This window comes from Pantoea sp. EEL5 (assembly GCF_049892805.1).
GTDB lineage: Bacteria > Pseudomonadota > Gammaproteobacteria > Enterobacterales > Enterobacteriaceae > Pantoea > Pantoea ananatis.
The window spans coordinates 219,484-232,981 of record NZ_JBNDNJ010000006.1; the positions used below are offsets into that span (position 1 = coordinate 219,484).

Annotated in this window: 13 protein-coding genes; 10 read left to right on the forward strand and 3 right to left on the reverse strand. The window is 53.8% G+C overall.

Annotation, left to right across the window (positions count from 1 at the left end; all coding sequences use genetic code 11):
* The first annotated feature begins 97 nt into the window (after positions 1-97).
* The 4 genes from tatA (at position 98) to tatD (ending at position 2,628) form a co-directional block, all read left to right on the forward strand.
* Complete coding sequence (gene tatA / locus ACPXSQ_RS19765; RefSeq protein WP_013024098.1) at positions 98-352, forward strand: Sec-independent protein translocase subunit TatA; 255 nt, start codon at positions 98-100, stop codon at positions 350-352.
* Between the two features lie 3 nt (positions 353-355).
* Complete coding sequence (gene tatB, locus ACPXSQ_RS19770; protein WP_089517710.1) at positions 356-988, forward strand: Sec-independent protein translocase protein TatB; 633 nt, start codon at positions 356-358, stop codon at positions 986-988.
* Positions 988-1,746: a Sec-independent protein translocase subunit TatC gene (tatC, locus tag ACPXSQ_RS19775; RefSeq protein ID WP_013024100.1), complete on the forward strand. Its 759-nt coding sequence runs from the start codon at positions 988-990 to the stop codon at positions 1,744-1,746. Before tatB ends, tatC begins: the two co-directional genes overlap by 1 nt.
* Before the next feature lie 99 nt (positions 1,747-1,845).
* Positions 1,846-2,628: a 3'-5' ssDNA/RNA exonuclease TatD gene (gene tatD / locus ACPXSQ_RS19780; RefSeq protein WP_426144248.1), complete on the forward strand. Its 783-nt coding sequence runs from the start codon at positions 1,846-1,848 to the stop codon at positions 2,626-2,628.
* Here the strand turns inward: tatD and rfaH are convergent.
* Complete coding sequence (gene rfaH / locus ACPXSQ_RS19785) at positions 2,625-3,113, reverse strand: transcription/translation regulatory transformer protein RfaH (RefSeq protein ID WP_014606974.1); 489 nt, start codon at positions 3,111-3,113, stop codon at positions 2,625-2,627. The two genes, tatD and rfaH, sit on opposite strands and share 4 nt — an antisense overlap.
* Positions 3,114-3,414: 301 nt before the next feature.
* Here rfaH and ubiD point away from each other — a divergent pair, with 301 nt between their 5' ends.
* Both ubiD and fre read left to right on the forward strand, forming a co-directional pair.
* Positions 3,415-4,899 carry a 4-hydroxy-3-polyprenylbenzoate decarboxylase gene (ubiD, locus tag ACPXSQ_RS19790; RefSeq protein ID WP_013024103.1) on the forward strand — a complete coding sequence of 495 codons (1,485 nt, stop codon included), beginning with the start codon at positions 3,415-3,417 and terminating at the stop codon, positions 4,897-4,899.
* 42 nt (positions 4,900-4,941) lie between these two features.
* Entirely contained in the window at positions 4,942-5,643 is a 702-nt protein-coding gene (fre, locus tag ACPXSQ_RS19795) for an NAD(P)H-flavin reductase (protein ID WP_014595029.1), read from the forward strand.
* Between the two features lie 66 nt (positions 5,644-5,709).
* On the opposite strand, the gene fadA is transcribed toward fre, so the two are convergent.
* The gene (gene fadA, locus ACPXSQ_RS19800) at positions 5,710-6,873 is read right to left on the reverse strand and encodes an acetyl-CoA C-acyltransferase FadA (protein ID WP_089517708.1); all 1,164 of its coding nucleotides are present in this window, start codon (positions 6,871-6,873) and stop codon (positions 5,710-5,712) included.
* Positions 6,874-6,884: 11 nt separating this feature from the next.
* Positions 6,885-9,068, reverse strand: coding sequence for a fatty acid oxidation complex subunit alpha FadB (gene fadB / locus ACPXSQ_RS19805; RefSeq protein ID WP_014606972.1), 2,184 nt, complete (start codon positions 9,066-9,068; stop codon positions 6,885-6,887).
* Between the two features lie 185 nt (positions 9,069-9,253).
* On the opposite strand from fadB, the gene pepQ reads away from it, so the two are divergent.
* The 4 genes from pepQ to hemG are packed head-to-tail and all read left to right on the forward strand — an operon-like array spanning position 9,254 to position 13,240.
* A complete protein-coding gene (pepQ, locus tag ACPXSQ_RS19810; protein ID WP_013024107.1) occupies positions 9,254-10,585 on the forward strand; it encodes a Xaa-Pro dipeptidase in 1,332 nt (443 codons plus the stop codon).
* Positions 10,585-11,202, forward strand: coding sequence for an IMPACT family protein (locus ACPXSQ_RS19815; protein WP_013024108.1), 618 nt, complete (start codon positions 10,585-10,587; stop codon positions 11,200-11,202). Before pepQ ends, ACPXSQ_RS19815 begins: the two co-directional genes overlap by 1 nt.
* 31 nt (positions 11,203-11,233) lie before the next feature.
* The gene (gene trkH, locus ACPXSQ_RS19820) at positions 11,234-12,685 is read left to right on the forward strand and encodes a Trk system potassium transporter TrkH (RefSeq protein WP_013024109.1); all 1,452 of its coding nucleotides are present in this window, start codon (positions 11,234-11,236) and stop codon (positions 12,683-12,685) included.
* A gap of 18 nt (positions 12,686-12,703) precedes the next feature.
* Positions 12,704-13,240, forward strand: a complete 537-nt coding sequence (gene hemG, locus ACPXSQ_RS19825; protein ID WP_015701289.1) for a menaquinone-dependent protoporphyrinogen IX dehydrogenase — start codon at positions 12,704-12,706, stop codon at positions 13,238-13,240.
* The last annotated feature ends 258 nt before the right edge of the window (positions 13,241-13,498 follow it).

Below are 13,498 nucleotides of genomic sequence, written 5' to 3' on the forward strand. Positions count from 1 at the left end.
CCAGAAACGCGGTAATGTCGCTGATTCGGACCCGAATAAACACGGGTTTCGTGGTGCATGACCCCGCAGTTTTTAACAATAAAATCGAGGCTATCTCATGGGCGGTATTAGTATTTGGCAGTTGTTAATTATTGCCGTGATTGTGGTTCTTCTGTTCGGTACCAACAAATTACGTAATCTGGGTTCGGATTTGGGTTCTTCTATCCGTGGGTTTAAGAAAGCCATGAGCGATGAAGACGATAAAAAGGATCAACCGAAAGAGCAGGATGCTGATTTCCATGCCAAAACGCTGGCGGATAAACAGCCAACGTCGGCTCAGAAAGATGACGTCAAGAACGACAAGCAGGTGTAAGCCGTGTTCGATATTGGTTTTGGTGAATTGGTATTGGTGTTCGTGATCGGGCTGATCGTTCTTGGCCCGCAACGTCTGCCCCTTGCGGTAAAAACGGTCATGGGCTGGATCAGAGCGATCCGCTCGCTGGCCGCCAATGTCCAGAGTGAGCTGGCGCAAGAACTCAAGCTTCAGGAGCTGCAAGACAGCCTGAAAAAGGTGGAAGAAGCCGGCCGGGGCACGCTGTCCCCCGAGCTGAAGGAATCCATGGAAGAGCTGCGGAAAACGGCTGATTCAATGAAACGCTCGGTCAAGCAGAGCATTGATATTGAAAGAGACGAAGACGAAGCCAATACCATCCATTCACCTCACCCTGCATCGACCACCGAAACGCTGCACCCCGTTACACCTGCCGCCAGCGAACATCAGTCGCAGGCACCTGTGCAGGCTCCGCTGGCGACGTCTGAACCTGCGGCTTCTCAACCGGCCGACAGCCGCGTTGAGCCCTCCCCGGTTCAGCCGCGACCTGCCTCAGGGCATGCCAGTGCACCGGCACAGTCGCCCGCTCATGCCGATGCGCAAACCGCGGCTAAGCCCGTTAGCGCTGTGCCGTCGGCAGGTTCAGTTTCTACTCCTTCTGCAAGTGATGAGCGATAATGGCCGTTGAAGATACCCAACCCCTGATCAGCCATTTGATTGAGCTGCGTAAGCGTCTGCTGAACTGTATTGTTGCCGTGTTAGTCATCTTTCTGGCGCTGATTTACTTTGCCAATGATATCTACCATGCGGTGGCGTCGCCGCTCATTAATCAGATGCCCGCGGGCGCCAGCATGATCGCCACGGATGTCGCGTCACCGTTTTTTACCCCGATCAAGCTGACCATGATCGTATCGGTATTCCTTGCCGTTCCGGTTATCCTCTACCAGGTCTGGGCCTTTGTCGCGCCAGCCCTCTATCGCCACGAACGCAAGTTGGTCATGCCGTTGCTGTTCTCCAGTACGTTGCTGTTTTACGTGGGCGTCGCTTTTGCTTACTTCATCGTCTTTCCGCTGGCCTTTGGTTTTTTCGCCAAGACCGCGCCCCAGGGCGTCACTATTGCAACGGACATTACCAACTATCTTGATTTCGTGATGACGCTGTTCATGGCCTTTGGCGTGGCATTTGAAGTGCCGGTCGCGATTGTGCTGCTCTGCTGGACGGGCATTACCAACCCCGATGATTTGAAAAAGAAACGCCCCTATATTCTGGTTGGCGCGTTCGTTGTTGGGATGCTGCTCACACCACCAGACGTTTTTTCCCAAACTTTGCTCGCTATTCCGATGTACTGCCTGTTTGAAGTCGGCGTATTCTTCTCACGTTACTATGTGGGAAAAGGCCGCCAGGCAGAGGATGAGGAACATAACGCCGATTCCTGATGTCTGATTGGGCACAACCCGCAAGGCGGGAGAGGAAAGTCAAAAACCGCCGCCAGGCGGTTTTTGTTTAGGGTGTTATTGATAAAGAGTGGAAAAAATATGTTTGATATCGGTGTAAACCTGACCAGCACGCAGTTCGCCTCCGATCGGGAAAAGGTGATCTCACGCGCGCGCGAAGCGGGCGTCACCGGCATGTTGATTACCGGCACCAACGCACTTGAAAGTCAGCAGGCGCAGAAACTGGCTGAGGCCCATCAGGATTATTGTTGGTCAACCGCTGGCGTGCATCCCCATCATGCCAGCGAATGGTCAGCGGACGTTGCTAACACGCTGCGCCGTCTGGCAGAGAAAAAAGACGTAGTGGCAATAGGTGAATGCGGTCTGGATTTTAATCGTAGCCTGTCCGCTCACCAGCAGCAGGAGTATGCGTTTGACGCTCAGTTGGCACTGGCGGCAGAGCTTAATATGCCGGTGTTTCTTCACTGCCGGGAAGCCCACGAGCGCTTTGCGGCAGTTCTTGAACCCTGGCTGCCCAAATTGCCTGCTGCAGTGATTCACTGCTTTACCGGCACGCGCGAGGAGCTAACCGCTTGCCTGGACATGGGGCTGTCGGTAGGGATTACGGGCTGGGTATGCGATGAGCGTCGAGGTATCGCGTTGCGTGGGATGCTGCCACTGATTCCGGCAGAGCGGTTATTACTGGAAACGGATGCACCTTACCTTCTGCCGCGTGATATGCGTCCCCGTCCCACGTCGAGACGAAATGAACCCTGCTTCTTGCCGCATATCCTGCAGCAGGTCGCAAACTGGCGCGGGGAGAATGTCGAGATGCTGGCACGTCAGGTGGATCACAATGCGCGTAAACTGTTCGGGCTGATTTAGGCTTTACGGAACTGCCGGTTATCCACGCTGCGTACGACCTGCTTGTTGAGCAGATTCAGCAACAGAATTGAGCGTGCTTCGCCATCCGGTTCAGAGAATATCGCACGCAAGCCCTCGAACGTGCCTTCGGTGATGATCACTTCATCACCGTTTTGCGGCGTTTCGGGATCGAGCAACGTCTGGGGGACGTCGGTTTGCAAGGCATCAATCACCAGGGCGGGCACGGTTGCCGGTGTTGTACCAAAGCGCACAAAATGGCTGACGCCACGCGTACTGCTTATGGTCGTGGTATGAATGGCTTCCGGATCAAATTCGATAAACAGATAGTTTGGAAACAGCGGCTCACTAACGGTCGTCCGCTTACCGCGCACGATCTTCTCCATCGCGATCATTGGACTCAGGCATTTTACCTCTTGCCGCTCAAGATGCTCTTTCGCACGCAATAGCTGCCCACGTTTGCAATAGAGTAAATACCAGGATTCCATAACTGCTCCCAATGAATGGACGCTAAGAATAGCAAACCTCCAGCCAGAGTTATAGCGCATTGGGGCCTGTAACGCGGCGTTGCCTGGAAAATAAACTAAGATTGTTCTGAATGATCAGTGCCACCGCATAAAGTGAGTAAACGTGAGTCATTCGCAACCCACGGGGCAATAACGATCGCCGTACCCAGCCTGACCGTTGTAAGTTACAGGCCAGGTAAAAGATGGGGCGCATAAAGCTCAACACATCCCTACAATCAGCCCTATAATGGCCCATTCACTCTGGCCGGAAAGTTGAAGCCGCATGAAATATCAGGATTTAAGAGACTTTATTGCGCTGCTTGAACAGCGTGGTGAACTGAAGCGTATATCGCACGAGATCGACCCCGAACTGGAAATGACGGAAATTGCTGACCGCACCTTACGTGCAGGCGGCCCGGCATTATTGTTTGAGAACCCTAAGGGTTACGACATGCCCGTTCTGTGCAACCTGTTTGGCACGCCAAAGCGCGTGGCGATGGGTATGGGGCAGGAAGAGGTCAGCGCACTGCGAGAAGTGGGCGAACTGCTGGCCTTTCTCAAAGAACCCGAGCCGCCAAAAGGCTTCCGTGACCTGTTCAGCAAAATGCCGCAGTTTAAGCAGGTGCTGAATATGCCCACCAAAAGGTTGCGCAATGCACCCTGTCAGGAAGAGGTCTTCAGCGGCGATGAGGTCGATCTAACGCGGATTCCGGTCATGAAATGCTGGCCAGGCGATGCAGCACCCTTAATTACCTGGGGGCTCACGGTAACCCGCGGTCCGCATAAAGAGCGACAAAACCTGGGCATTTATCGCCAGCAGGTGATTGGTAAAAACCGTCTTATCATGCGCTGGCTTTCTCATCGCGGCGGGGCACTTGATTATCTGGAGTGGACGAAAGCCCATCCTGGCGAGCGTTTCCCGGTATCTGTTGCGCTGGGTGCCGATCCGGCGACAATTCTTGGCGCGGTGACCCCGGTACCGGACACGCTGTCAGAATATGCGTTTGCGGGCCTGCTGCGGGGGAATAAAACCGAAGTGGTCAAATGTATTTCCAACGATCTGGAAGTGCCTGCCAGCGCGGAAATCGTGCTGGAAGGCTACATTGAACCCGGCGATATGGCCCCGGAAGGCCCCTATGGCGACCATACGGGCTACTATAATGAAGTCGATAGCTTCCCGGTTTTTACCGTAACGCATATTACTCAGCGGCATCAGCCTATTTATCACTCGACCTACACCGGACGTCCGCCAGATGAGCCAGCTGTCCTTGGCGTGGCGTTAAATGAAGTGCTGGTGCCGATTCTGATTAAGCAGTTCCCGGAAATCGTCGACTTTTATTTACCACCCGAAGGATGCTCCTACCGGTTGGCGGTCGTCACGATTAAAAAACAGTATGCCGGTCATGCCAAGCGCGTAATGTTTGGCGTTTGGTCGTTTCTTAGACAGTTCATGTACACCAAATTTGTTATTGTGTGTGACGACGATGTTAATGCCCGTGACTGGAACGACGTCATCTGGGCAATTACTACGCGTATGGACCCGGCGCGCGATACCGTATTGGTAGAAAACACGCCAATCGATTATCTTGATTTTGCGTCACCGGTGTCAGGACTGGGTTCTAAAATGGGCCTGGATGCGACGAATAAATGGCCGGGCGAGACACAACGAGAGTGGGGCACGCCGATTGTTAAAGATCCGGCAGTCACTGCGCGTATCGACGCTATCTGGGATGACCTCGGTATTTTTAAACAGCCATCACAGCGTTGATGGCGCGCAATAACCATAAAGACGACCCGACAGAGGGAACGCATGACAACGTTAAGCTGTAAAGTAACTTCAGTTGAAGCGATTACCGACACGGTGTATCGCGTTCGCCTGATTCCGGAAGCGGAATTTAGCTTTCGTGCAGGACAGTATCTTATGGTAGTGATGGATGAGCGCGACAAGCGTCCGTTTTCTGTAGCCTCTACGCCAATGGAAACCGAAATCATTGAGCTGCATATCGGCGCGTCGGAGCTTAACCTGTATGCGATGGCCGTGATGGATCGCATCCAGCAAGACGGGCAAATCGTTGTTGATATTCCCCACGGCGACGCATGGTTGCGCGAAGAGAGTGACAAACCGTTAATTCTGATTGCGGGCGGCACGGGCTTTTCCTATGCGCGCTCCATCTTACTGACGGCGCTTGCTCAACAGCCTGATCGCGACATTGCGATTTACTGGGGCGGCCGTGAGCTGAAACACCTGTACGATATGGATGAACTGGACGCGCTGGCCATTAAGCATCCTAATCTCAAAGTGATTCCGGTAGTAGAACAGCCTGAAGCAGGCTGGCAGGGTCGTTCTGGCACCGTATTAACGGCCGTCATGCAGGACTTTACTACGCTGAGTGAGCATGAGATTTATATCGCCGGGCGCTTTGAAATGGCAAAAATTGCGCGCGATCGCTTCTGTTCTGAGCGTGGCGCAGTGGAATCACAGATGTATGGCGATGCCTTTGCCTTTATCTGATTTCATTTAGCAAGAAAAAACCCGCCCCTGACAGGCGGGTAAATCCCACAATAACGTCCCAACGTATCAAACGCGTTCGATAACGGTGGCGATGCCCTGACCCAGGCCAATACACATTGACGCCAGACCAAACTGCGCATCGCGGCGTTCCATAATATTCAGCAACGTCGTACTGATGCGTGCGCCTGAGCAGCCCAGCGGATGACCCAATGCGATGGCGCCGCCATTTAAGTTGACCTTGTCATCCAGTTTGTCTGACAGGCCCAAATCCTTAATGCAGGGCAGAACCTGCGCTGCAAAGGCTTCGTTAAGCTCGAAGATGTCAATGTCGTTCACGCGTAGCCCAGCGCGTTTAAGCGCCAGCTTGCTGGCGGGCACCGGACCGTAGCCCATGATTGAGGGATCGCAGCCCACCACCGCCATACTTTTAATACGGGCGCGGGGTTTCAGCCCCAGCTCCCGTGCGCGGCTTTCACTCATAATCAGCATGGCGGCTGCCCCATCTGACAGGGCTGAGGATGTGCCTGCGGTCACCGTCCCGGTCACGGGATCAAATGCAGGTCGCAGTGCCGCAAGGCCTTCCAGGCTGGTATCTTCACGGATCACTTCATCAAAGTCATAGCGTTTCAGCACGCCGTCGGCGTCGTGGCCGTGTATCGCAACAATTTCATTTGCGAAATCGCCGCGCTGTGTCGCCTGCCAGGCGCGCTGATGGGAGCGCAAAGCGAATGCATCCTGCTGCTCGCGGCTAATGTGGTGCATGCGCGCCAGCATCTCTGCGGTTAATCCCATCATCCCTGCCGCTTTCGCAACGGTACGCCCTAAGCCGGGATGAAAATCAACGCCATGGTTCATGGGTACATGTCCCATGTGCTCCACACCACCGATCAAACAGGCATGTGCATCTCCCACCATAATGGCGCGTGCGGCATCGTGTAGGGCCTGCATTGAGGATCCACACAGACGGTTGACCGTTGTGGCGGGTACGACATGCGGGATTTCGGCCAGCAGCGCGGCGTTGCGGGCAATATTAAAGCCTTGCTCCAGCGTTTGCTGTACGCAGCCCCAGACGATGTCATCCAGGGTGGCAGCATTGACTGCCGGATGCCGACTTAACAGTTCACGCATAACGTGCGCTGACAGGTCTTCTGCACGTACGTGACGAAAGGCACCGCCTTTCGAGCGGCCCATTGGCGTGCGCACTGCGTCAATAATGACTACATTTTCCATTTTTTATCACCTCAGGCGCTTCTGAACGCGGCTTCATCAATCGGTTTGACGGCGGGATACCAGCTTTCATGTTGGCGCGCTTTTTCTGACAGCAGGGCAGGCAGCTCATACAGGCCGCCCAGTGCCGTATAGCGTTTCGCCTGATCCACGACATTACTGTTACCCAGCGTGTCGAGATAACGGAAAGCCCCACCACGGAATGGCGGGAATCCCAGGCCGTACACCAGCGCCATGTCTGCCTCGGCAGGTGAAGCAATAATCTTCTCTTCCAGACAGCGGACAACTTCATTAAGCATTGGCAGCATCATGCGGTTCAGGATTTCTTCATCACTGAAGATCCGCTTAGGCTGGCAGGCAGGTTCAAGCAGCGCATCGACCTCGGGATCAGAGACTTTTTTAGGTTTCCCTTTTTTGTCTTCTTCCCAACGCCAGAAGCCTTTACCGTTTTTCTGACCAAAGCGTTTTGCTTCAAACAGAATATCGATAGCATCGCGATAGTCCTTTTTCATACGCTGTGGGAAACCATCCGCCATCACGCTTTGCGCATGATGTGCGGTATCAATCCCCACGACATCCAGCAGCCAAGAAGGGCCCATTGGCCAGCCAAACTGTTTTTCCATCACTTTATCGATTTGGCGGAAATCCGCACCATCGCGCAACAACATGCCGAACGCGGCAAAATAAGGGAACAGAACACGGTTTACGAAGAAGCCCGGACAGTCATTCACCACGACAGGGGTTTTGCCCATCTTGCTGGCCCATGCCACGACTTTACCCAACGTCGCTTCACTGGTTTTCTCTCCGCGAACCACTTCTACCAGCGGCATACGGGGAACCGGATTAAAGAAGTGCATACCGCAAAAGTTTTCGGGACGCTGCAGTGCCTGCGCCAGCTGGCTGATGGGGATCGTAGAGGTATTCGAGGCCAGGATGGCATCACTGCGCATATGCTTTTCTGTTTCAGCCAGCACACTGGCTTTGATCTGTGGATTTTCGACCACGGCTTCGACCACGACATCGGCCTGATCAAATCCGGCATAATCCAGCGTAGGTTGAATGGTGGCAATGACGGCAGCCAGCTTATTCCCGTCTATCTTACCTCGCTCCAGCTGCTTGTTCAGAAGCTTACTGGCTTCGTTCATGCCCAGGGTCAGCGCCTGCGGATGAATATCCTTCATCTTGACCGGCACACCTTTCCACGCCGACTGATAGCTGATGCCGCCACCCATAATCCCGGCGCCCAGCACGGCAGCCTGCTTCGGCGCACCATTTTCGCTGCTGCGTTTTTTTGCCAGCCCTTTAATGTACTGATCGTTGAGGAAAATTCCGACGAGCGCGCGAGCCACATCCGATTGCGCCAACGGAACAAACGCCGCCGTTTCCAGTTTTAACGCATCGTCACGTCCTAATGCGGCTGCGGCCTCGATCGTCTTCACGGCGGTGAGCGGCGCAGGATAATGTTTCCCGGCCGTTTGCATGACCATGCCTTTAGCGATCGTAAAACTCATTGCGGCCTCGACAGGGCTGAGTTTTAACGGCGCTAATTTAGGGGCGCGACGTGCCCGCCAACTGCCATCACTGGCTGCCGCTTTAAGCATTGTCAGCGCTGCATCGCGCAGTTTATCAGGGCTGACAACTGCATCGACCAGACCCAGCCTGAGCGCAGCCATACCATCAATATCTTTACCTGCCGCAATGATTTCCAGCGCGCTGTCAGCACCCAACAGGCGAGGCAGCCGAACGCTGCCGCCAAAACCCGGCATGATGCCCAGCTTGGTTTCAGGTAAGCCCAGGCGGGCGGTCGGCGTGGCAACCCGTAAGTCCGTCGCCAGAACACATTCACAGCCACCGCCCAGCGCGTAGCCATCGATCGCGGCGATGGTGGGAACGGGTAAATCTTCCAGACGATTAAAAATGCTGTTTGCGAACGTCAGCCACTGGCTCAGCTTTTCCGTTGGCGCGTCAAAAAGCGCAAGGAATTCGGTGATGTCAGCCCCAACGATAAAGGCGGGTTTAGCTGAGCTCAGAAGCACGCCGCGCAGATCGGCGTGTTGCTCCAGCACAGCAATCGCTTCGCCGAGGCTGGCAACGGTTTGTGTATCCAGCTTATTAACGGAGCCGGGGGCATCAAACACCAGCTCGACAATGCCGTCGTCCAACTGATTAAGAGTGAGGTTAGCGCCTTGGTAGAGCATGTACGTCTCCTGAAACCGCGAAAGGTGATCTGGTCATACCAGATGATCGTGAGTTTGGGAGCGATGTTAATTTTTTGCAAACAGCTCTTTGTTTATTTGCTAACAAGATCACAGCCTCCCTGAACCCGGCATCCGTATTTAGGCTGTGATAAACTGCGGCTTTTCCGGACACTGGAGAGGCGGCAATGGATTCATTAAAAAGCTTGTATCACGCGCATATTACGACCTTGCAACAACGTGCTCAGCAGGTATTGGCACGTCATAAACTGGATGCCATGCTGATCCATTCCGGCGAGTTGCTCACCGTGTTTCTGGACGATCATACTTATCCGTTTAAGGTTAACCCGCAATTTAAGGCCTGGGTGCCCGTAACCCAGGTGCCAAACTGTTGGTTGTGGATTGACGGTGTGAACAAACCGAAGTTGTGGTTTTACTCTCCGGTGGACTACTGGCATAACGTTGAACCGCTTCCGCACAGTTTCTGGACCGATGACGTTGAGATTATCGGCCTGGCAAACGCGAATGCCATCGGCGATCTTCTGCCAGCCCAACGTGAAAACGTCGCCTACATTGGCCCGGTGATCGAACGTGCGGCGCAATTAGGGATTAAGGCGGGAAATATTAATCCAAAAGGCGTGATCGATTTCCTGCATTACCATCGCAGCATAAAAACCGATTACGAGCTCAGCTGTATGCGTCAGGCGCAAAAAATTGCCGTGGCCGGGCATCGTGCGGCGAAAGAGGCCTTTTCTGCCGGCCTGAGTGAATTTGATATCAATCAGGCTTACCTGACGGCAACCGGACATCGCGATACCGATGTGCCCTATGGCAATATCATCGCCCTGAATGAGCATGCCGCCGTGTTGCACTACACCAAACTGGACCATCAGCCACCTGCTAAGCGTTACAGTTTTTTGATTGATGCCGGAGCGGAATATCAAGGCTATGCCGCCGATCTGACGCGCAGTTATGCCGCACAAAGCGGCACGCTGTATGCCAAAATGGTTGAAGCGATGAATACGGAAGAGCTGGCGTTGATTGCTACGCTGAAAGCGGGCGTGCGCTACACCGATTATCATCTGCAAATGCATCAACGTATTGCGAAATTGCTGACGAAGTTTGATTTGGTGCACGGGATAAGCGAAGAGGCGCTTGTAGCCGAGGATTTGACCGGCCCCTTTATGCCACACGGTTTAGGCCATCCGCTGGGCTTGCAGGTCCACGATGTCGCGGGCTTTATGCAGGATGAAACCGGTACGCACCTGGCCGCGCCAGAGCAATATCCTTATCTGCGCTGCACCCGGGTTATCCAGCCTGGGATGGTGTTAACCATTGAGCCAGGCTTCTATATTATTGATTCACTGCTGGCCCCGCTGCGAGAAGGCAAATTCAGCGCGCATTTTAACTGGCAGGCACTGGATGCGCTTAAGCCTTATGGCGGTATCCGCATTGAGGACAACGTGATTATCCATGCGAACCGCGTCGAAAACATGACGCGCGACCTGCATCTTGCCTGATGGAGGCGTTTGATATTCCTGCGCAGGCGCTCAGCGTCAGCGAGGAGACGATCAAAAAAAGCCGGTTTATTACGCTGCTGGCTCACACCTGTGGCGTGGACGCGGCGCGGGCTTTTGTCCAGCAGGTAAAGCAGGATCATCCCACTGCCCGGCATCATTGCTGGGCCTGGGTAGCGGGTGCGCCCAACGACTCACAGCAGTTGGGCTTTTCCGATGACGGTGAGCCTTCCGGGACGGCAGGTAAACCCATGCTCGCGCAGTTAATGGGTGCCGATATCGGAGAAATTACGGCAGTGGTCGTGCGCTACTACGGCGGCATTATGTTGGGGACGGGGGGCCTGGTTAAGGCTTATGGCGGCGGTGTCCAACAAGGGTTGAAACAGCTTGAGCGCCAGCGAAAAGTTCCGGTAAAACTGTTCACGTTACAGTGCGATTACGCCCAGTTGAGCGATATTGAGCGCCTGGTGCAGCGCTTTGAAGGGAGCATTTCTGAAAGTCAGTATCTTGACCGTATCACTATGACGCTGGCATTGCCTTATGGACATATTGATGGATTTAAGCAAAACCTGTCAGACTTCAGCCGGGGTGCGTTAACGCTTCTTCCGCTTACACCATGATGTTCTTCTCTTTAATTAAAGGAACGGCTTAATGCACTTTCGCGCCATTACCCGCATTGTCGGTCTGCTGGTGATCCTCTTCTCGGTAACGATGATTTTACCCGGCCTCGTTGCGCTGATTTATCGGGATGGCGCGGGCCGCGCCTTCAGCCAGACGTTTATGATGGCCCTGGTGATCGGTTCGTTACTGTGGTGGCCGAATCGCAAGAAGAAAACGGAACTCAAGCCGCGCGAAGGGTTTCTGATAGTCGTATTGTTCTGGACCGTGCTGGGCAGCGTCGGTGCCATGCCCTTTATCTTTGCTGAACAGCCGCACCTGTCCGTTACGGATGCCTTTTTTGAATCCTTTTCCGGATTAACTACCACGGGCGCGACCACGCTGGTGGGGCTGGACTCCTTGCCTAAAGCCATTTTGTTCTATCGCCAGATGCTGCAGTGGCTTGGCGGCATGGGGATCATTGTGCTGGCCGTGGCTATCCTGCCGATTCTGGGCGTCGGTGGCATGCAGTTGTATCGTGCTGAAATGCCTGGCCCATTGAAAGACAACAAAATGCGCCCGCGCATTGCGGAAACGGCCAAGACGCTCTGGCTCATCTATGTGTTGCTGACGATTGCCTGCGCGCTGGCCCTGTGGTTTGCCGGGATGCCTGCCTTTGATGCAATCGGCCACAGTTTTTCCACTATCGCCATTGGCGGTTTTTCAACGCATGATGCCAGTATCGGCTATTTCCAGAGTGGAACGATCAACACCATCGTGGCGGTGTTCCTGCTGATCTCCGGTTGTAACTACGGCCTACACTTCTCATTACTCAGCAACCGCAATCTGCGAGCCTACTGGCGCGATCCCGAGTTCCGGATGTTTATCGGGGTGCAGCTGACGCTGGTGCTGATTTGCACCATCGTCTTGTGGCTCCACAATGTGTATGACAGTGGCTGGCAAACGCTGAACCAGGCCTTTTTCCAGGTGGTATCCATGGCAACCACTGCGGGATTCACCACGGACAGTATTGCGCGCTGGCCGCTGTTTCTACCGGTGTTGCTGTTGTGTTCTGCATTTATTGGCGGCTGTGCGGGTTCTACGGGCGGCGGTTTAAAAGTGATTCGTATTCTGCTGCTGTGCAAACAGGGTAACCGTGAGCTTAAGCGGCTTGTCCATCCCAATGCGGTTTACACCATCAAACTGGGCAATCGTGCGCTGCCGGAACGTATCCTTGAAGCCGTATGGGGATTCTTTTCGGCATACGCGTTGGTGTTCCTGATCAGCATGCTGGCCATTATTGCTACCGGCGTTGATGATTTTTCTGCGTTTGCTGCGGTTGCGGCAACGTTAAACAATCTTGGCCCGGGCCTGGGCGTGGTTGCCGATAACTTCACCTCAATGAACGATGTAGCTAAGTGGATTTTGATTTCTACTATGCTGTTTGGTCGCCTTGAGGTTTTCACGTTGCTGGTGTTGTTCACGCCGACCTTCTGGCGGGAATAACGAATAAGGATGAACATAATGAAAGCGTTAATTCTCTTTTCCACCCGCGATGGTCAGACGCAAAAAATAGCCTCGGCTATTGCTGATGAGATTAAGGGCCAGCAATCTTGCGATGTCATCAATATCCAGGATGCAAAGACACTCGACTGGCAGCAGTACGATCGGGTGTTGATTGGTGCTTCAATCCGCTATGGTCATTTCCAGCCTGTCGTAAACGAATTTGTTAAGCACAACCTGCCTGCACTGCAGCAGCGCGTAAGCGGCTTTTTCTCCGTTAACCTGACGGCGCGCAAGCCTGAGAAGCGCTCGCCGGAAACGAATGCTTATACCGTCAAGTTTTTAGCACAGTCGCCCTGGCAGCCTGATTGCTGCGCCGTCTTTGCTGGCGCACTCTATTATCCGCGCTATCGTTGGTTTGACCGGGTCATGATTCAATTCATTATGCGGATGACTGGCGGTGAAACGGATGCATCTAAAGAAGTGGAATACACGGACTGGCAACAGGTGCAGCGTTTTGCCAGGGATTTTGCACAGTTACCAGGCAAATCGTACTGAAATAACGCGATTTGGCGAAATTTGAGACGAACAGTAATCTTTTTGCAATTAACCCTTGTCAGGCCGCGCGAACTCCCTATAATGCGCCTCCATCGACACGGCACAACGGCTTACGGAATGCGGTGTTGAGAGGTTCAGGCAACTGAACCGCCGGAGAAAAACTTCTGAAAAAGAGGTTGACTCTGAAGGAGGAAAGCGTAATATACGCCACCTCGCGACAGGCGGTTAACCCGCTGTTCGCACTGCTCTTTAACAATT

Coding starts and splice junctions, on each gene's coding strand:
- hemG (WP_015701289.1), top strand. CDS start 12,704: ATGAAAGCGTTAATTCTCTTTTCCACCCGCGATGGTCAGACGCAAAAA.
- tatC (WP_013024100.1), top strand. CDS start 988: ATGGCCGTTGAAGATACCCAACCCCTGATCAGCCATTTGATTGAGCTG.
- fadA (WP_089517708.1), bottom strand. CDS start 6,873: ATGGAAAATGTAGTCATTATTGACGCAGTGCGCACGCCAATGGGCCGC.
- tatA (WP_013024098.1), top strand. CDS start 98: ATGGGCGGTATTAGTATTTGGCAGTTGTTAATTATTGCCGTGATTGTG.
- rfaH (WP_014606974.1), bottom strand. CDS start 3,113: ATGGAATCCTGGTATTTACTCTATTGCAAACGTGGGCAGCTATTGCGT.
- tatD (WP_426144248.1), top strand. CDS start 1,846: ATGTTTGATATCGGTGTAAACCTGACCAGCACGCAGTTCGCCTCCGAT.
- fre (WP_014595029.1), top strand. CDS start 4,942: ATGACAACGTTAAGCTGTAAAGTAACTTCAGTTGAAGCGATTACCGAC.
- fadB (WP_014606972.1), bottom strand. CDS start 9,068: ATGCTCTACCAAGGCGCTAACCTCACTCTTAATCAGTTGGACGACGGC.
- ACPXSQ_RS19815 (WP_013024108.1), top strand. CDS start 10,585: ATGGAGGCGTTTGATATTCCTGCGCAGGCGCTCAGCGTCAGCGAGGAG.
- trkH (WP_013024109.1), top strand. CDS start 11,234: ATGCACTTTCGCGCCATTACCCGCATTGTCGGTCTGCTGGTGATCCTC.
- ubiD (WP_013024103.1), top strand. CDS start 3,415: ATGAAATATCAGGATTTAAGAGACTTTATTGCGCTGCTTGAACAGCGT.
- pepQ (WP_013024107.1), top strand. CDS start 9,254: ATGGATTCATTAAAAAGCTTGTATCACGCGCATATTACGACCTTGCAA.